General features: G+C 64.7%; 17 protein-coding genes. 10 read left to right on the top strand and 7 right to left on the bottom strand.

The window, feature by feature from the left end; genetic code table 11:
* Positions 1-5: 5 nt before the first annotated feature.
* The 6 genes from AC05QJ_RS20735 (at position 6) to AC05QJ_RS20710 (ending at position 7,965) form a co-directional block, all read left to right on the top strand.
* On the top strand, positions 6-3,518 hold the full coding sequence (locus tag AC05QJ_RS20735) for a response regulator (protein WP_476743153.1): 3,513 nt from the start codon (positions 6-8) through the stop codon (positions 3,516-3,518).
* Entirely contained in the window at positions 3,515-4,336 is an 822-nt protein-coding gene (locus AC05QJ_RS20730; protein ID WP_476743152.1) for a CheR family methyltransferase, read from the top strand. Before AC05QJ_RS20735 ends, AC05QJ_RS20730 begins: the two co-directional genes overlap by 4 nt.
* Positions 4,333-4,908, top strand: coding sequence for a chemotaxis protein CheB (locus AC05QJ_RS20725; RefSeq protein WP_476743151.1), 576 nt, complete (start codon positions 4,333-4,335; stop codon positions 4,906-4,908). Before AC05QJ_RS20730 ends, AC05QJ_RS20725 begins: the two co-directional genes overlap by 4 nt.
* Positions 4,902-6,146, top strand: a complete 1,245-nt coding sequence (locus AC05QJ_RS20720; RefSeq protein ID WP_476743150.1) for a hybrid sensor histidine kinase/response regulator — start codon at positions 4,902-4,904, stop codon at positions 6,144-6,146. Before AC05QJ_RS20725 ends, AC05QJ_RS20720 begins: the two co-directional genes overlap by 7 nt.
* Before the next feature lie 59 nt (positions 6,147-6,205).
* Positions 6,206-6,583, top strand: coding sequence for a response regulator (locus tag AC05QJ_RS20715; protein ID WP_476743149.1), 378 nt, complete (start codon positions 6,206-6,208; stop codon positions 6,581-6,583).
* Positions 6,584-6,687: 104 nt separating this feature from the next.
* Positions 6,688-7,965 (top strand): T6SS phospholipase effector Tle1-like catalytic domain-containing protein, encoded by a 1,278-nt coding sequence (locus AC05QJ_RS20710; RefSeq protein WP_476743148.1) that lies wholly within the window; start codon positions 6,688-6,690, stop codon positions 7,963-7,965.
* A 3-nt stretch (positions 7,966-7,968) separates the two neighbouring features.
* Here AC05QJ_RS20710 and AC05QJ_RS20705 read toward each other — a convergent pair whose 3' ends face one another.
* Genes AC05QJ_RS20705 through AC05QJ_RS20695 form a run of 3 tightly spaced genes read right to left on the bottom strand, consistent with a single transcriptional unit; the run spans position 7,969 to position 10,624 of the window.
* Positions 7,969-8,568 (bottom strand): TetR/AcrR family transcriptional regulator, encoded by a 600-nt coding sequence (locus AC05QJ_RS20705; RefSeq protein WP_476743147.1) that lies wholly within the window; start codon positions 8,566-8,568, stop codon positions 7,969-7,971.
* Positions 8,569-8,574: 6 nt separating this feature from the next.
* Positions 8,575-9,426, bottom strand: coding sequence for a 3-hydroxybutyryl-CoA dehydrogenase (locus AC05QJ_RS20700; RefSeq protein ID WP_476743146.1), 852 nt, complete (start codon positions 9,424-9,426; stop codon positions 8,575-8,577).
* Between the two features lie 13 nt (positions 9,427-9,439).
* Complete coding sequence (locus AC05QJ_RS20695; RefSeq protein ID WP_476743145.1) at positions 9,440-10,624, bottom strand: acetyl-CoA C-acyltransferase family protein; 1,185 nt, start codon at positions 10,622-10,624, stop codon at positions 9,440-9,442.
* Positions 10,625-10,799: 175 nt separating this feature from the next.
* Between AC05QJ_RS20695 and AC05QJ_RS20690 the strand changes: the two genes are divergently transcribed.
* Positions 10,800-11,810, top strand: a complete 1,011-nt coding sequence (locus AC05QJ_RS20690; protein WP_476743144.1) for an AraC family transcriptional regulator — start codon at positions 10,800-10,802, stop codon at positions 11,808-11,810.
* Between the two features lie 770 nt (positions 11,811-12,580).
* On the opposite strand, the gene AC05QJ_RS20685 is transcribed toward AC05QJ_RS20690, so the two are convergent.
* Together AC05QJ_RS20685 and AC05QJ_RS20680 are read right to left on the bottom strand one after the other, a co-directional pair.
* A complete protein-coding gene (locus AC05QJ_RS20685) occupies positions 12,581-13,018 on the bottom strand; it encodes a carboxymuconolactone decarboxylase family protein (protein ID WP_476743143.1) in 438 nt (145 codons plus the stop codon).
* Positions 13,019-13,136: 118 nt separating this feature from the next.
* Positions 13,137-13,988, bottom strand: coding sequence for a LysR substrate-binding domain-containing protein (locus tag AC05QJ_RS20680; RefSeq protein WP_476743142.1), 852 nt, complete (start codon positions 13,986-13,988; stop codon positions 13,137-13,139).
* Between the two features lie 95 nt (positions 13,989-14,083).
* Here AC05QJ_RS20680 and AC05QJ_RS20675 point away from each other — a divergent pair, with 95 nt between their 5' ends.
* Together AC05QJ_RS20675 and AC05QJ_RS20670 are read left to right on the top strand one after the other, a co-directional pair.
* Complete coding sequence (locus AC05QJ_RS20675; RefSeq protein WP_476743141.1) at positions 14,084-14,539, top strand: nucleoside deaminase; 456 nt, start codon at positions 14,084-14,086, stop codon at positions 14,537-14,539.
* A complete protein-coding gene (locus tag AC05QJ_RS20670; RefSeq protein ID WP_476743140.1) occupies positions 14,536-15,750 on the top strand; it encodes a cyanate transporter in 1,215 nt (404 codons plus the stop codon). Before AC05QJ_RS20675 ends, AC05QJ_RS20670 begins: the two co-directional genes overlap by 4 nt.
* Here AC05QJ_RS20670 and pdxR read toward each other — a convergent pair.
* Positions 15,743-17,176: a MocR-like pyridoxine biosynthesis transcription factor PdxR gene (gene pdxR / locus AC05QJ_RS20665; protein WP_476743139.1), complete on the bottom strand. Its 1,434-nt coding sequence runs from the start codon at positions 17,174-17,176 to the stop codon at positions 15,743-15,745. The two genes, AC05QJ_RS20670 and pdxR, sit on opposite strands and share 8 nt — an antisense overlap.
* A 147-nt stretch (positions 17,177-17,323) precedes the next feature.
* On the opposite strand from pdxR, the gene AC05QJ_RS20660 reads away from it, so the two are divergent.
* Positions 17,324-17,566, top strand: coding sequence for a DUF2790 domain-containing protein (locus tag AC05QJ_RS20660; protein WP_476743138.1), 243 nt, complete (start codon positions 17,324-17,326; stop codon positions 17,564-17,566).
* Here the strand turns inward: AC05QJ_RS20660 and dkgB are convergent, their stop codons facing one another.
* Positions 17,567-18,370, bottom strand: coding sequence for a 2,5-didehydrogluconate reductase DkgB (dkgB, locus tag AC05QJ_RS20655; protein WP_476743137.1), 804 nt, complete (start codon positions 18,368-18,370; stop codon positions 17,567-17,569).
* Positions 18,371-18,571: the final 201 nt, after the last annotated feature.

Raw genomic sequence — 18,571 nt, 5'->3', positions numbered from 1 at the left:
AACAGATGAATCAGTCAAACGCCGTCGACCAGCAGCGCTTTCGCAAGCTGCTGGTACGCAACATCAGTCTGCCTCTGGGAGTGGGGCTGCTGAGTGCCGTGGTCTTCGTCACGGTGATCGCCTACCTGCTGTCGGTGATCCAGTGGGTCGGCCACACCGACCGGGTGATCAACAACGCCAACGAGTCGCTGAAGCTGTCCATCGATATGGAAACCGGCATGCGCGGTTTCCTGCTCACCGGTGACGAGCGCTTCCTGGGGCCCTATGAGCTGGCCAAACCGCGGATCGCCGCGCAGATGAAGACCCTGCACCGACTGGTGGCGGACAACCCGGTGCAGATCGACCGCCTGGAGCGCCTCCAGGCGCTGCAGGGTGAGTGGGAGAACTTCGCCCGCGAGATGATCCAGTTGCGCCGTAGCGGCGGTGACTACCGTTCGGACATCGAGGCCGGCCGCGGCAAGCGCCTGACCGACCAGACCCGCAAGGAGTACGACGACTTCGTCACCCTGGAGCAGCAGTTGCGCGCCAAGCGCAACGAGCAGGTCAGCACCACCACCTGGGTCTCGGTGACCCTCTACCTGGCCTTCATCATCATTATCAGCGGCCTGCTGGCGTGGATCGGCCGGCGCGACCTGCTCAACCTGTCCGGCAGCTACCAGGACAACCTCGATGCCCAGCAGCGCGCCACCGAGCACCTGCAGCAACAGTCCTGGATCCGTACCGGCCAGACCCAGCTGGCGGAGCGGGTGCTGGGGCAGCAGACGCTGCCGACCCTTGGCCACAACATCCTGCAATTCTTCTCCAACTACCTGGGCAGTGTTGTCGCAGCGCTTTATGTGCGCGACGAACAGGGCAACCTGCACCGGGTCGCCAGCTACGGCTTTTCCCGCGAGCAGGAGGCTCGGGAGCAGGTGGTCGGGGCCCAGGAAGGGTTGCTGGCCCAGGCGGTCGGCCAGGGCCGCCTGCTGGCGCTGGAAGAGGTGCCGGAAGACTACTTCAAGGTCAGTTCCGGTCTTGGCGAGGGCCTGCCGCGCAGTGTGCTGCTGATGCCGGCGAGCAACGACGGCCAGGTCAACGGCGTGATCGAGCTGGGCTTCCTGCGTCCGCTGAGTGAGCGCGACGGCGAACTGCTCGAGCGGGTCGCCAACAACCTCGGCACCTCCATCGAAAGCGCCCGCTATCGCCAGCGTCTTCAGGAAGTGCTGGCGCAGACCCAGCAGCTCAACGAAGAGCTGCAGGTGCAGCAGGAAGAGCTGAAAACCGCCAACGAAGAGCTGGAAGAGCAATCCCGGGTCCTCAAGGAGTCCCAGGCTCACCTGGAAACCCAGCGCGCGGAACTGGAGCAGACCAACGAGCAACTGGCCGAGCGCACCGACGCCCTGGCCTCCCAGCGCGACGCCCTGGACCTGAAGAACACCGAGCTGAACGAGGCCCAGGTGGAGCTGCAGCAGCGCGCCGAAGAGCTGCAGCGCTCCAGCAAGTACAAGTCCGAATTCCTCGCCAACATGTCCCACGAGCTGCGTACGCCGCTCAACAGCACGCTGATCCTGGCCAAGCTGCTGGCGGAAAACCCGCAGGAAAACCTCAGCGACGAACAGGTCAAGTTCGCCGAGTCGATCTATTCGGCAGGCAACGACCTGCTTAACCTGATCAACGACATTCTCGACATCGCCAAGGTCGAGGCGGGCAAGCTCGACGTGCGCGCCGAGACGACCCAGGTGGCACGCCTGGCCGACGGCCTGCGGGGCATGTTCGAGCCACTGGCGGCCGACAAGGGCCTGGGCTTCAGCGTCGAGGTCGAGCCCGACGTGCCGGCGACCCTCTACACCGACCGCCAGCGCCTGGAGCAGATCCTCAAGAACATGCTGTCCAATGCCCTCAAGTTCACCGAACAGGGGCAGGTAAGCCTGACCATCATGCAGCAGCCGGGCAGCGGCATCGTGTTCCATGTGCAGGACAGCGGCATCGGCATCGCCGCCGACCAGCAGGAAACCATCTTCGAGGCTTTCCACCAGGCCGACGGCACCACCAACCGCCGTTACGGCGGTACCGGCCTGGGCCTGTCGATTTCCCGCGACCTGGCGCGCCTGCTGGGCGGGCAGATCCATGTGCAGAGCGCGCCCGGCAAGGGCAGCGTGTTCAGCCTGATCCTGCCGGAGCACTACGAACCCATCGTCGAGCAGGTCGGGCCGTCGCCGGTGATCCGTCCGCAGCCGTTGCCCGCCCATGTGCCGGCCGCCCAGGCGCCGGTGGACGCGCTGGCGCCGCTGCCGGTGGCGCCGCCGGCCAAGCGCCTGGCCTTCGAGGATGACCGGCACAAGGCGCCGTTCAACAACCGCTGCATCCTGGTGATCGAGGACGAGCCGAACTTCGCCCGCATCCTCTTCGACCTGGCCCACGAACTGGGTTACAGCTGCCTGGTGGCCCAGGCTGCCGACGACGGCGTCGACCTGGCCACGCACTTCGTGCCCGACGCCATCCTGCTGGACATGCGCCTGCCCGACCATTCCGGCCTGACCGTGCTGCAGCGCCTGAAGGAACAGCCCACCACCCGGCACATCCCGGTGCATGTGATTTCAGTCGAGGACCGGGTCGAGACGGCGATGCACATGGGCGCGGTGGGCTACGTGGTCAAACCCACCAGTCGCGACGAGCTGAAAACCGTGTTCGCCCGGCTCGAAGACAAGCTGACCCAGAAGCTCAAGCACATCCTGCTGGTGGAAGACGACGACCTGCAGCGCGACAGCATCGCCCGCCTGATCGGCGACGACGATATCCAGATCACCGCCGTCGGCACCGCCCAGGAGGCCCTGGCGCTGCTCAAGGACAACGTCTACGACTGCATGGTGATCGACTTCAAGCTGCCCGACATGCTCGGCAACGAGCTGCTCAAGCGCATGACCATCGAGGATATCCAGGCCTTCCCGCCGGTGATCGTCTACACCGGGCGCAACCTGACCCGCGACGAAGAGGCCGAGCTGCTCAAGTATTCGCGCTCGATCATCATCAAAGGCGCGCGTTCACCGGAGCGCCTGTTGGACGAAGTGACATTGTTCCTGCACAAAGTCGAATCGACGTTGTCCCATGAAAGGCAGCGCATGCTGCGCACTGCCCGCAGCCGCGACAAGGTCTTCGAAGGGCGGCGCATCCTGCTGGTGGACGACGATGTGCGCAACATCTTCGCTCTCACCAGCGCCCTGGAGCACAAGGGTGCGCTGGTGGAGATTGCGCGCAACGGCCGCGAGGCCATCGACAAGCTGGAAGAGGGCAGCGACGTCGACCTGGTGCTGATGGACGTGATGATGCCGGAAATGGATGGCTTCGAAGCCACCCGGCTGATCCGTAAGGACCCGCGCTGGCGCAAGCTGCCGATCATCGCCGTCACCGCCAAGGCGATGAAGGATGATCAGGAACGCTGCCTGCAGGCCGGGGCCAATGATTACCTGGCCAAACCGATCGATCTGGACCGGCTGTTCTCCCTGATCCGTGTCTGGCTGCCGCAACTGGAGCGAATTTGACTAGCGAGCGCAATACCGACATTGAAATCCGGCTGTTGATCGAGGCGATCTACCTCAAGTACAGCTATGACTTTCGCGATTACTCCGGTGCTTCCATCAAGCGCCGGATCCTGCATGCCGTGCGGCAGTTCGACTGTGCGACCATTACCGCGCTGCAGGAGCGCGTGCTGCACGATCCGGGCATGTTCCTGCAACTGCTGCAGTTCCTGACCATCCCGGTCAGCGAGATGTTTCGCGACCCCAGCCATTTCCTGGCCCTGCGCCGGGAAGTGGTGCCGCACCTCAAGACCTGGCCGTCGATCAAGATCTGGATCGCCGGCTGCAGTACCGGCGAGGAGGTCTATTCCATGGCCATCCTGCTGCGCGAGGAAGGCTTGCTGGAGCGCACCATCATCTATGCCACCGATATCAACCCCAACTCCCTGGAGAAAGCCAAGCAGGGCATCTATTCGATGCAGGCCATGCGCGACTACGAGCGCAACTACATCGCCGCCGGCGGCGAGCGCTCGTTCAGCGACTACTACACCTGCGCCTATGGCAACGCCATTCTCGACAGCAGCCTGCGGGAGAACGTGACCTTTGCCGACCACAGCCTGGCCACCGACAGCGTGTTCTCCGAAACGCAACTGGTGTCCTGCCGCAACGTGCTGATCTACTTCAACAAGAATCTCCAGGACCGTTCCTTCGGCCTGTTCCACGAGTCGCTGTGTCACCGCGGCTTCCTGGTGCTGGGCAGCAAGGAAACCCTGGACTTCTCTGCCTATGCCGACCGTTTCGAGGCGCTGGTCAAGCCCGAACGGATCTACCGCAAATCATGAGCAGGTTCCAGGCGATCGTCATGGGCGCGTCGGCGGGCGGGGTGACGGCCTTGCTGTCGGTGCTGGCGCCGCTGCCGCGCGGCTTCTCCCTCCCGGTGATCTGTGTCCTGCACCTGCCGGACGACCGCGACAGCCAGCTGGCCGAGGTCTTCGGCCGCAAGCTCGGGCGCCCGGTACGCGAAGCGCGGGACAAGGAAAGCATCGAGGCCGGGATCATCTATGTGGCCGGGTCCGGTTATCACCTGTCGGTGGAGCGTGACCGCAGCCTGTCCCTGAGCCAGGAGGACCGTGTCCATTATTCGCGACCCTCCATCGACATCCTCTTCGAGTCGGCGGCCGATGCCTACGGGGAGGCGCTGGTCGGCGTGCTGCTGACCGGCGCCAACGAAGATGGTGCGACGGGCCTGGCACGAATCCACCAACTCGGTGGTCTGAGCATCGTCCAGGACCCGGCCCAGGCCCAGGTTGCGACCATGCCCGCCGCGGCACTGGTGCGGCACCGGCCTGACCATATACTTCCTTTGAACGGCATCGGGCATCTGCTCGCCAAGCTGGAACAACAAGAATGCTAAGCCACATCCAAGCCAAATTGCTGATCGTCGACGATCTTCCGGAAAACCTGGTGGCGCTTGAAGCGCTCATCAAGGGTGAGGATCGTGCGGTGTTCAAGGCGACCTCCGCCGACCAGGCGCTGTCGCTGTTGCTGGAGCACGAATTCGCCCTGGCCATTCTCGATGTGCAGATGCCCGGCATGAACGGTTTCGAGCTGGCCGAGCTGATGCGCGGCACGGAAATGACCAAGCACATTCCCATTGTCTTCGTCAGTGCCGCCGGCCGCGAAATGAACTACGCCTTCAAGGGGTACGAAGCCGGCGCGGTGGACTTCCTGCACAAGCCGCTGGACACCCATGCGGTGAAGAGCAAGGTCACGGTGTTCACCGAGCTGTACCGCCAGCGCAAGGCCCTGGACCGCCAGTTGCAGGATCTGGAACGCGGGCGCCAGGAGCAACAGCAACTGCTCGAACAGTTGCAGGTGGCCCGTGGCGAACTGGAGCGCGCGGTGCGCATGCGCGACGACTTCATGTCCATCGTGTCCCATGAGGTGCGCACGCCCCTCAACGGCCTGATCCTCGAGACCCAGCTACGCAAGTTGCACCTGGCCCGGGACAACGCCGATGCCTTCACCCTCGACAAGATGCGCGCCATGGTCGAGCGCGACGAGCGTCAGATCAACAGCCTGATCCGTCTGATCGAAGACATGCTGGATGTGTCGCGGATCCGTACCGGCAAACTGTCGATCCGGCCCACCCGTTTCGACCTGGCTCACCTGGTGGCGGGGCTGGTGGAAAACTTCTCGGCCCAGGCGGCGGCGGCGGGATCGCCCATCGCCCTCGACGCCGAGACCTGCGTGGAAGGTATCTGGGACGAATTCCGCATTGAACAGGTGATCGCCAACCTGCTGAGCAACGCCCTGCGTTACGGCGCGAAACGTCCGATCCAGGTCCGGGTGCTGACGGAAGACGGCATGGCCTGCGTCGAGGTCCGTGACCAGGGCATCGGTATCGATCCGCAGAACCAGCAGCGGATCTTCCAGCAGTTCGAACGCGTCGCCACCCAGCAGAGCGTGGCCGGGCTTGGCCTGGGCTTGTACATCAGCGAGCAGATCGTGCTGGCCCATGGCGGGCGGATCCTGGTGGACAGCGCTGAAGGCGAGGGCGCGACCTTCCGTGTATGCCTGCCGCTGGTATGCGATATGCAAGGCAATGCGCCGGAAAATGAAAGTGATCGGGAACAGGCAACCTCTGCCTGACCCAGTGGTCACAACGATTGAGATGAGACCCACTGTATGAATCGAATCAAGGCGTTGGCATGAGTGAAGATGCACAAGATGTAGTGTTGGTCGTCGAGGACGAGCCGGTGATCCGGATGGTGCTCCACGACTACCTGGCGGGCGAAGGGTACCGGGTGCTGCTGGCCGAGGATGGCGCCCAGGCGTTCGAGATCCTCGCCAGCAAGCCGCACCTGGACCTGATGGTCACCGACTTCCGTCTGCCGGGGGGCATCTCCGGGGTTGAGATCGCCGAGCCGGCGGTCAAGCTGCGACCGGACCTGAAGGTGATCTTCATCAGTGGCTACCCCGCGGAAATCCGTGAGTCCGGCAGCCCCATCGCGTTCCGTGCGCCGATCCTGGCCAAGCCGTTCGACCTCGACAGCCTTCGCGAGCAGATTCAGACATTGCTGAGCTAGATGTACTTCAGAATTTTCATACGCGTTAAAGCGAATGTTCCTGCATCGCGCAACGCTGCGGGATGATCCGATCGGTTCCTTGTTTTCTCGACACAGGAACCGTAATGAATCCGACTCCTCTGACCCTGCATCTCGGGCTGTTCTTCGATGGCACGGGGCTGAATCTTCATAACCAGGAACTGGGTGCGACCCGTGCCGCTCCCGTCGGCAGCTACGCCACTGGCATCAGCAATGTGGCGCTGCTGTACCGTCTGTATCCGAATCAGGCAACGCAGCGACTGCCCGGCGGCGACGCGCGGGTGTGCCTGTCGCTGTATATCGAAGGCATCGGCACCCGCAACGGTGAAGAAGACTCGGGCCTTGCCCAGGCCACCGGGCGCTATGGCAGCGGCGTGGTGGCGCTGGTCGAGCAAGTGCCAGGCCGGGTTGCCGCGCTGTACGAAACCTTTGTCCGGCACAACCCCGGACGCACTCTCCATGCCGTGGAAATCGACTTGTTCGGCTTCAGCCGGGGCGCTGCCGCCGCCCGGCACCTGGCCAATGACCTGGCCCCGCTGGCGGAGCTGTTCGCCGGTGCTTCGCTGACGCTGAACTTCATCGGCCTGTTCGATACCGTCGCCGGGATGCTGGCGCCCATGAAAGGCAACTTCAGCGCCGGCAACGACAATTACGACGGCTTGCGACTGGGGTTGCGTGATGGCCTGGCCCGGAAGGTGCTGCAACTGGTGGCGGCTGATGAGTACCGGGCCAATTTTCCGCTGGTGGCCAGCAACAACGACATTGTCGTGCCTGGCGTGCATACCGATATCGGCGGCGGTTATCGAGCAGAGGAGCAGGAGGACCTGGTGCTGGAGCGGCCGTTCACCAGCGTCGAGTCGCGCCTGGTACCGGATGCACGCAGTCAGGCGGCGATCCAGGCGGGCAAGTGTCTGGAACAGCGGCGCGCCTATTGGGAAGGGCTGGGGCTGCAACTGAGCCTTGAGCTGCAAAGTACCGAGCTGCCATTTCTGCCCAAGCGCGATGTGCAGCGGGAAAAGCAGGTCAGGGCCGTGATTCGGGGAAAAAGGCGAGTGCGTGGCGAGTTGTCGCGGGTGTATCTGCGGATGATGCATGCCTGGGCGGTCGCTAGCGGCGTTCCGTTGCAACCGGTTTCGGACGGTGAAGGGCTGCTGCTTCCAGAAGAGCTGCACACCATCGCGGTCAAATTACTGGCCCACGCCTGCAATCTGAATGAGCATGAAACAGACCTGTTGCGTCGTCGCTACATTCACCTTTCCGCACACTGGAACGCTCAACTGGAACCGAGCAGTCCGTTGCTGGACTTTTTGCTCATCCACCGGCCGGATGCCAGTGGGCAGCGGGTGATTCATCCCAATCGTTGATGCTCAGGCCGCCGAGCTGAGGCACTGCGGCAGTGTCCGCTCGATGGCGCCGAGCAGCATGTTTTCCATCAGGGCCAGGCGTTCGGTCTGCGGCAAGGGCGAGTCGCGCAGCCAGCCGGGCAGGCTGTTGAGCAGGGTCGCGAGCACATGGGCCGCCGCTTCCAGAGCGGGGCCCTGCAGGCGAGCGGCCGGGGCGATCGCCTGCCAGAGCTGGCTTTCGTATTGCAGGCGCAGTTGCGCGATATGCGCCTGCTGCTCGTCGCTCAGGCAGCACAGGTCGCGCTCGGCCAGGCGGAACTGCAGCGATCGTTCGTCATGCAGCGCCCAATGGGCGCGGATCACAGCAGACAGACGCCCTGCGGGAACCTTGCCCCGGCCAGGGTTCAAGGTGGCAAGCAGCTCCTCGAAGAGCTCTTCGATCAGGTCGAACAGCAGGTGCTGCTTGCTGGGGAAATGGTGGTAGAGCGAGCCGGCGGTCAGGCCCACATGGGCCGCCAGCTCGCGCATGCTGACCTGGCCGAACCCTTTGGCCGCGAAGAGTTCGAGGGCTTTGTCGCGACGGTCTTCGTAATCGGCGCAGCGTTCGGCGCAGGTCTTGGGCATGTCGGGTTACTCGTAGACGTGGAAGCCACGGCCGCTCTTGCGGCCCAGGTAACCGGCCGCGACCATCTCCTTGAGCAGCGGAGCCGGGCGGTACTTGCTGTCGTTGAAGCCGTCGTGGAAGGCTTCCATGATCGCCAGCAGGGTATCCAGTCCGATCAGGTCGGCCAGGGCCAGCGGGCCGATCGGCTGGTTGCAGCCCAGACGCATGCCGGTGTCGATGTCAACGGCACTGGCCAGGCCTTCCTGGAGCACGAAGATCGCTTCGTTGATCATTGGCACCAGGATGCGGTTGACCACGAAGCCCGGGCGGTTACCGGCGGTGATGGCGGTCTTGCCGACCTTGCCGGTCAGTTCCATGGCGCTGGCGTAAGTGGCGTCGCTGGTCTGCAGGCCACGAATCACCTCGACCAGTGCCATCATCGGCACCGGGTTGAAGAAGTGCACGCCGATGAAGCGCTCCGGCGCGTTGATCGCGGCACCCAGCTGGGTTACCGACAGCGACGAGGTGTTGGTGGCGATCACGCAGCGTTCGCTGACGTTGGCCGCCACCTGCTGGAGGATGCGTTTCTTCAGCTCCAGGTTCTCGGTGGCCGCTTCGATCACCAGATGCACATCTTTCAGTTGCGCGTAGTCGGCGCTGGTGCGGATGCGGGTCACGGCGGCCTCGGCCTGCGCCGCGTCCAGCGTCTGTTTGCTCACCTGGCGGTCGAGGTTCTTGCGCAGGGTGGCCACGCCGCGCTCCAGCGCGGCGTCGGACACGTCGATCAAGGTCACCTGGTAGCCGGCCACGGCGCAGACCTGGGCGATACCGTTGCCCATGGTTCCGGCGCCGATCACGGCGATGTGTTCAATGCTCATCTTTTCTCTTCCTTCAAGCGCGTTCGAACAGCACGGCGATACCCTGGCCGCCGCCAATGCACATGGTCGCCAGCGCGTAGCGGCCCTGGATGCGCTGCAGCTCATGGATCGCCTTGGTGGCGATGATCGCGCCGGTGGCGCCGACAGGGTGGCCGAGGGAGATGCCCGAGCCGTTGGGGTTGACCTTTTCCGGGTCGAAGCCCAGTTGCTTCGACACTGCGCACGCCTGGGCGGCGAAGGCTTCGTTGGATTCGATGACGTCCAGGTCGGAGACCTTCAGGCCGGCCTTTTCCAGCACCTTGCGGGTCGCCGGTACCGGACCGAGGCCCATCAGCTCGGGCTCGACGCCGGCGTGGGCATAGGCCACCAGGCGGGCCAGCGGCTTGAGGCCCTCGCGCTTGAGCATCTCGCCGGTGACCAGCACCAGCGCTGCCGCGCCGTCGTTCAGGCCGCTGGCGTTGCCGGCGGTGACGGTGCCGTCTTTCTTGAAAGCGGTTTTCATGCCGGCCAGTTGCTCGCTGCTGACTTCACCGCGCACGTGCTCGTCCACCTTGAACTGCACCGGGCCTTTGCGGCCTGGAACTTCGATCGGCACGATCTGGCTGTCGAAACGGCCCTCGGCGATGGCGCGGGCGGCGCGCTGCTGGCTGGTGATTGCCACTTCATCCTGCATGGCACGGGTGATGCCGTTCGTTTGCGCCACGTTTTCGGCAGTGATGCCCATGTGGAAGCCTTCGAAGGGGTCGTGCAGGATGCCGAGCATGTAGTCGATGCTCTTCATGTCACCCATGCGTGCGCCCCAGCGGGCCTGGGTCAGCAGGTACGGGCCGCGGCTCATGGACTCGGCGCCGGCGGCGATCACCGCCTCGGCCTCGCCCAGTTGCAAGGTCTGCGCGGCCGAGACGATGGCCTGCAGGCCGGAGCCGCACAGGCGGTTGACGTTGAAGGCGGGGGTTTCCTTGGGAATGCCGGCGTTCATCGCGGCGACCCGGCCCAGGTAGGCATCGCGGGCTTCGGTGGGAATGACGTTGCCCATGACCACATGGCCGATCTGCTCGGGGGCGACGCCGGAGCGCTCGAGGGCGGCGCGGGTGACCTGGGTGGCCAGGTCTGCCAGGGGCAGGTCCTTGAGCGAACCGCCGAAAGTGCCAATGGCCGAGCGGACGGCACTGACTACGTAGATATCGTTGTTGTTCATGATCGACTCCAATGGGCGAAGACGTGGCGAGGTGCCACGCGGCTCTGCGAGAATGACGCCCGGCCACGCCCGGGTGTGTCGAGTCTAGGCATTGGCGGCGCCGGGGCCTATGCCTTAAGTGCCCAGCGGGCCTGCTACTTTTTGCAATGTCGTCGAGGTCACCACGGAAGTTGTCATGCGGGAAAACGATTCGGTCGCGATGTACTTCGTCCACATCATGCTCTACAGCCTGCGCGACCAGCCCGCGCGGGCTGCGGCGCTGCTGCACCAGGCCGGTATCGACCCGGTACTGATCCACGAGATCAACGCCCGGGTGCCGGCCTCGGCCTTCGCCCGCCTGTGGCTGATCCTGATCGAGGCGCTGGACGACGAATTCTTCGACCTCGACAGCCATGGCATGCCCCTGGGCAGCTTCGCCCTGATCTGTCGCGGGCTGATCCAGGAGCCCAATCTGGAAAAGGCTCTGAACCAGTGCCTGGGCAACTTCGGCCTGTTCCTGCGGGACATGCGCGGCACCCTGAGCGTGCGTGGGCAGCGTGCGGTGATCAGTCTGCATTCGTGCATCGACGACCCGCAGCGCCGGGTCTTCGCCGAGGAAACCCTGCTGGTGCTGGTGATCAGCCTGCTGTGCTGGCTGGGCGGGCGGCGTATCGCCATCGACCGCACCGAATTGCGTGATGCGCGGGTGGCACTGGAAGACGATGCGCTGCTCTGGGGGCCTAACCTGCAGACCGGCACCGGGCGCACCGAAGTGGAGTTTTCCGCCGACTACCTGAAACTGCCGGTGCTGCAGGACCTCGGCGCCCTCAAGACCTTCCTGCGCAGTGCGCCGCAAGGGCTGGTGGTGCGTTACCGCAACCAGAACGGCCTGGCGGCGCGGGTCTACCGCTATCTGCGCCGGCGCGAGTATGGTCAATGGCCGACCTTGCTGGGGCTGGCCGAGGACGTGGGCCTGAGCCCGAGCAGCTTTCGCCGGCAACTGGAGCGTGAGGGCTGTTCGTTCCAGCAGATCAAGGACGAAGTGCGGCGTGCCATGGCCTTCGAATGCCTGCGCGACAGCGACCTCAGCGTCGCCGAGATCGCCGCGCAGACCGGCTTCCAGGAGCCCAGTGCGTTTCACCGGGCGTTCAAGAAATGGACGGGGGAGAGCCCTGGCAGTTATCGCCAGCGGTTGCGTCCGGATTGAACGGGATCGTGCGGGTGGGTGTTCCTAACGTTTGGGCCAAGATGAATCTTTGCCGTTTTTCTTTGGTGAGAAGTTATAGGTGGGGTTTGATTTTTTCCTGAACCAGCGTTTGGGTTCCGATTCTGAGGGTATGGCAAGGCAGTGCAGGAAGATGCAGAAAAAAGAAAACCACACGATAACGGGGTGACTGTCTTCAAGGTTGGGGAAGCATTGGTAGAGGAGTATGCAGCCGCGCTGTGTCAGCTCCATGTGGAAAACGCCGCAGACAAGGTTGAAGAGCATTAATCCGATAGTTGCTCTGGTGCTGTAGTTTTCACCGGAAAATCTGGACCTTGATATGAAAGCAATGATGAGTGTCGGCGCGGTTACGGCGAAAAATATGGCTGTGATCACTTTTCGAACTCTTGTGATACTCGATGTGACTGAACCCCTTGGAGTTCGTAGCCTAGAGTGCTGAAGCCACAGCGTCTGTGAGACGTTTCCCAAGGAATTGAGGAAAATTCAGCGGATTCGCGGGCGGAACCGGAGTGATATCGGGGAAAGGGGATAGGGCTGCATGTGGTTTGGCGGACAGGCCAAGATGATTTCGCCCCGAATGTGGGATTCGGCAGGGCCTTTACGCTGCTGGGAGCGACGAAGCCGTTCGAGGTGCTCTTCGTCGCTCAACTCAATCAGGCGGCAGGTCGGCCGATTTTCATATCGTTGCTCCGGGACAGTTCTGATGCTGAAAGCCGGGACCAAACCATGAGCCTTACTTACAAAACACCCTGCTAGGCCGGCACCATCGCAAAGCCAACGCCAAAGCGGTTCCAGGCGTTGATCGTGGCAATGGCCAGGGTCAGGTTCACCACTTCCGCCTCGCTGAAGTGCTCCAGCAGCGCCTGGTACTGATGCTGCGGTGCGTGCTGTTCCGGCAGGCGGGTCAGGCTCTCGACCCAGGCCAGGGCGGCCTGTTCCCGGGGGGTGAAATAGGCGGTGTCGGCCCAGACACTCAGCGTTTGCAAGCGTGCCTCGGTTTCTCCGGCCTTGCGTGCGTCATTGGCGTGCAGGTTCACGCAGTAGGCACAGCCGTTGATCTGCGAGGCGCGCAGACGGACCAGTTCCAGCAGTGAGTTCTCCAGCCCGGATCTGGCCAGGGCCTGTTCCAGGCCGATCATGGCTTTGTAGGCGTCGGGTGCGTGTTTGGCCCATTCGAGGCGGGTAGACATGGTGAAAGCTCCGTGTGGTTGCGCAACAGCGCGGGATGGAGCACACCTTAATGGGCGCGGCGCGGGTTTCAGATAGCCAATCCCGGCAAATCCAGGGAGGCCAATGAGGGCCGAACCGTCATTCCCCCGCCCGTTCCTCGCACAAGCCCATCAGCAAATCCCGCAACGCCAACCCGTCCGCATCCAGTCCGGCCCTGGCGTACAGGGCCAGTTCAAGCCCGCCCACCGGTGGAAACCCTTCGTCCTCACCCAGTTCCCGATGCCCCGGCAGTACGCAGCGGCTGGGGATCAGGCTGACCCCAAGGCCGGCGCTGACCGCCGCACCGAGGCTGGCGAGGCTGGTGCTGGAGTAGCTGATGCGCCACGGGCGGCCGGCGCTTTCCAGGGCGTGGATCATTTCCTGGCGGTACAGCGCGCCCACGGGGAACACCACCAACGGCAGCGGTTGGTCCGCGACCATGCCGCGGGCGCTGCACACCCAGGACAGCGGCTCCGGCCAGCGCGCATGGCAGTCGCGGTCGGCGCCCCATTGCTTGACCAGCAGCACGTCCAGTTCACCGTTGCGGTACAGGTGCAGCAGCGGGTTGCTGAGGCCGCTTTCCACCTCCAGGCGCAGGTGCGGACGGCTGGCGATGAAGCTGCGCAGGGCCTCGGTGAGCCGTTCGCCGGCAAGGTCTTCCGGGGCACCGAGGCGCAGGGCGGTCTCGGCCTGGACCGGGCTCAGGGCCAGGCGCGCCTCTTCCTCCAGACGCAGGATGCGTCGGGCGTAGCCGAGCAGCCGTTCGCCGGCCTCGGTGGGCCAGACCTGGCGCTGGCTGCGGTCGAGCAGGCGGGCGCCGAGGCTCTGTTCCAGGCGGATGATCTGCTGGCTGACGGTGGATTGGGTCAGGTGCAGACGCTCGCCTGCACGGGTGAAGTTGCCGGTTTCGACCACGGTGACGAAGGCGCGGAGCAGAAGGGGATCAAGCATTCACAAGTCCACTGGTATGCATGAAATCAATTAATTTCATGCTACACCGGCGGCCCCGGATAATCGCCCTTCATTCGTCAGAGGAAGTGCCTCCCATGAACAACGACGCCTTCATGCGCGAAGCCCTGGCCTTGGCCCGGGACAATATCCGTGCCGGTGGCCGGCCGTTCGGTGCGGTGCTGGTACGTGACGGGCAAGTGATCGCCCGTGCGGTCAACGAGATCCATTGCACCCAGGACCCGACCGCCCACGCCGAGATGCAGGCGATCCGCCTTGCCAGCCAGCAACTAGGACCGCGCCTCGAGGGCTGCGAGGTCTATGCCAGCGGTCATCCCTGTCCGATGTGCCTGGCGGCCATGCACCTGTGCGGTATCGAGCGGGCGTTCTTCGCCTACAGCAACGAGGAGGGCGCGCCTTACGGGCTGTCCACGGCGGCGGTGTACGAGCAGATGAGCCGCGCGCCCCAACAGCAGTCGTTGCCCTTGCGTGCGCTGAAACCCGAAGGTGAAGACGGTCTGTACCGGCTCTGGCAGCAGGCGCGCCCGGCATGACCCCGGTAGTGTCCCGCTGGCGCAGCGCCTCGCTGTTGCTGCTGGTGGTCGCGGTGACCCTCAATCTGCGGCCGATCCTCACCAGCATCGGACCGCTGCTGGAAGACATCCGTACGGGCACGGGCATCGGCTATCAGCAGGCGGCGCTGCTCACGGCGTTGCCGGTGCTGTGCATGGGCCTGGTGCCACTGATGCAACCCTGGCTGCGGCGCTGGCTGAGCGAGCAGGGCGGTCTGTTGCTGGGCCTTGGCGCCATCGGCGCGGCCTGTGTCTGGCGCCTGTTGCTGGGCAACGGCACGGCACTGATCGCCAGTGCGGTACTGGCCGGGCTGGGCGTGGCGTTCGTCCAGGCGTTGATGCCGGGGCTGGTCAACCGCTGGTTCTCCCGGCGCCTGGCGCTGGCGATGGGCGTGTATTCGGCGGCGCTGATGAGTGGCGGCGGGCTGGCGGCGGTGCTGGGCCCTCGGGTTGCGGAATATTTCGGTCACTGGCAGGCCGGGCTCGGTGTCTGGGTGCTGCCTGTGCTGCTGGCGCTGCTGCTGCTCGGGTTTATCGGCCCGACCCTGGAGGCCGCGCAGAAAAGCGCTGCGATGGGACGCGGACACTTTTTCGGCTGTCGCCGTGCCTGGTTGCTGGCGATCTACTTCGGCCTGATCAACGGTGGCTACACCAGCATGGTGGCCTGGCTGCCCGCCTATTACCTGCAGGTGGGCGGCAGTGCCCGTGGCGGCGGTGAGCTGGTGGGGCTGATGACGATCTTCCAGGTTCTCGGCGCGCTTGGCCTGCCGATGCTGCTGCGGCGTTTCATCGACCGTCGTCCCGGCCTGTGGCTGGCGCTGTTGGCACAGTTGCTGGGCTTCGCCGGCCTGCTGCTGGCCCCGGCGCTGTCGCCGGGGTTGTGGGTCGGGCTGATCGGTTTCGGCCTGGGCGCCTGCTTCAGCCTGAGCCTGACCTTGACCCTCGAACACCTCAAAGAGCCGGGCGCCGCCGGCGCACTGGCGGCCTTCGTCCAGGGGATCGGCTTCATCATCACCGGCCTGGTGCCCTACCTGACTGGCTGGTTGCGGGACATCAGCGGCGATTTCCAGGCCTCGTGGACGCTGCTGACCGTCACCGTGGTACTGATGCTGCTGGTCACCGGGCGTTTCGCTCCTGCGGGTTACGCGGCGGCGATGGCTGACCGCGGCAAGGCGGCCAGCACCCTCAACTGAGGCTCTGCAGGGTGTCGCGGACCCGGTCCAGCGCTGGGTCGATATCCAGCCGCTCGATGGCACCGAAGCCCAGCAGCAGGCCCGGGCGCGGTGCTGCCTCGCTGAAGAACGGGGCGAGGGAGTACAGCCCGACCTCGACCTTGCGCGCCAGGGCGATCAGGAACTCCACATCCAGATCGCCCTTGGCCAGTGCGCTCAGGTGATAGCCGGCGGTACTGGGCACGGCTTCGAACCACGGCGACAGATCACCACGCAAACGCGCCAGGATACTTTCGCGCCGGGCCGCATAAAGCCCGTGACAACGGCGGATGTGCCTGACCAGATGCCCCTCGCTGATGAACCGGGCCAGTGTCCACTGACTCAGGGTCGAGGTGTGCCAGTCGCTCAACTGCTTGGCGATACGCACCGGCTCCAGCAGCGGCGGGGGCAGGATCGCGTAGCCCAGGCGCAACTCCGGCAGCACGGTCTTGGAGAAGGTCCCGACGTAGGCCACCAGCCCGTGCCGGTCGAGGCTTTGCAGGGCATCGGTGGGACGGCCCTCGTAACGGAATTCGCTGTCGTAGTCGTCCTCGATGATCACAGCCCCCAGCTCCGCTGCCCGGGCCAGCAGGGCGTGGCGACGGCCGAGGCTCAGCGGCATGCCCAGCGGGAACTGGTGCGAGGGGGTGACGTAGATCAGCCGGACCCCGGCCTCGATGCGTTCCACGCAGATTCCTTCGGCGTCCACCGGCACATGCTGGATACGCGCACCGAGGGCTTCGAACAGGTGCCGTGCCGGCGGATAGCCCGGGTCTTCCATCGCCACCGTGCAGCCCGGCTCGATCAGGACCCGGGCAATCAGGTCCAGCGCCTGCTGCGCGCCGTTGCACACCTGCACGTCGGCCGCCGTGCAGTGCACGCCGCGAGCGAAGGCGATATGCCGGGCAATGGCCTCGCGCAGTTCGGGCAATCCCTGGGCATTGCTGTAGCGGGTGTCGGTGCGCTGACAATGGCGCAGCGCGTACTGAGTGCACTGGCGCCAGGCGTCGAAGGGGAAGTGGACCTTGCTCGACGCACCGCCGACGAAGTCGTAGCGCGACGGCTGCGCCAGCGCCGGCCGCCCCATGGGAATGCCCCGCGCCCGCCAGCGCGCCAGGCTGGCTTCGCTGGCCAGCAGGGTGCTGTGGGGCGCGGCCGGCGGGCTGGCGGGCGGCGGGGTGATGAAAGTGCCACGGCCGACCTGGCCGCTGAGCAGGTTGTCGCTGGTCAGTCGCGAATAGGCCTCGGCCACGGTCTTGCGCGACACCCCCAGTTGCCCGGCCAGCAGCCGGGTGGGCGGCAGTTGCGTGCCGGCGGCGAGGCGGCCGCTGTCGATGCCGTCGCGCAGTTGCTGGTAGAGCTGGTCGGCGAGGCCTTTGCGGCCATGCAGGACGATGTGCAGTTCCATGGGGCGGTGGCTTGTCGGGGCAGGACACGCAGGTTAACCGATCTGCTGCCGTTGGTCCCTTCGGGCGACGCGGCATACCGCCTGCGCCCACACTGAAAGGGCTGCATCGTTTCTCATCGCGTTGCTGCTGCAACGAGGAGATTCACCATGAAACTGCGTTTGCTGCTGCCTCTTGGCCTGTTGTTCGCCGCTGCCGCCCAGGCACAGGGCGCGGCCACGGACTACCACTACGGCATGCCTCTGGATATCGCCAGGGTGGTGAGCATGACCGAACCAGTCACCGAAACGTGCCAGGTCATCAAGGCGGACATGACCTACCTGGACTCGTCCGGCCAGGAGCACACCCTGCGCTACCTGAAGCTGGCCGAAGCGTGCTCCGACCAGGGTTGATCAGTCCCAGTGCGGTGCCAGGCTGGCGGGATCGGTAATGCGCTGGCCGCTGTCCAGCGCGGCGATCCGGGCCATGTCTTCGTCGCTCAGGCGCAAGCCGACGGCCTTGAGGTTGCTGGCGAGGTTTTCCCGCCGGGTCGAGGACGGGATAACCGCGTAGCCCAGTTGCATGGCCCAGGCCAGGGCGACCTGCGCCGGGGTGGCGTTGTTGCGCGCAGCGATATCGTCGATCACCGCGTCCTGCAGCACCTTGCCGTAGCCGAGGGTCATGTACGAGGTGACGGCCACTCCCTGATCCTGCATGAACGCCACCAGACGGCGGTTCTGCAGGTAGGGGTGCAGCTCGATCTGGTTGGTGGCGATCTGGCCCGGGCCGGTGACGGCGATGGCCTGGCCGAGCAGGTCGATGGTGAAGTTGGACACGCCGATCTCGCGGGTCAGGCCCTGGGCCCTGGCCTCAAGCAGTGCGCCCATGAACTCGGCGACCGGCACCGCGCCCTTGGGTGACGGCCAGTGGATCAGGGTCAGGTCGAGGTGGTCGGTGCGCAGTTTGCTCAGGCTGTCCTTGAGGCTGGGAATCAGGCGGTCGGCGCCGAGGTTCTCGGTCCAGATCTTGCTCGTCAGGTACAACTGCTCGCGGGCCACGCCGCTGGCGGCAATGGCCTGGCCGACCTCGGCTTCGTTGCCGTAGATCTGCGCGGTGTCGATGGCGCGGTACCCGAGTTCGAGCGCCTGGCTCACGGAATCGATGACGACCTGGTCCTTGAGACGGAACGTGCCGAGGCCAAACAGCGGAAGGGTCATGGGGATCTCCTCGATCAGGTAGGGTGGGCAATTGAGGGTAGTATCCCGGGCGCAGCGGCACGGAAAAACCGTTGGTGGCGCACAGGATTTTTGCCTGTGGGTCAATAAAGAGGCCGGGAAACCCGCGCTCATCGACCTTGCGCCAATGGACAAGCCGGACCCTCGCTCCTTATCCTCCCCGGCATCACATGAAAAACAATT

The sequence above is a fragment of the Pseudomonas sp. TUM25319 genome (genome assembly GCF_056388475.1).
The sequence above is the reverse complement of the archived record's forward strand: the minus strand, read 5'-3'. Positions and strand labels throughout refer to the sequence as shown.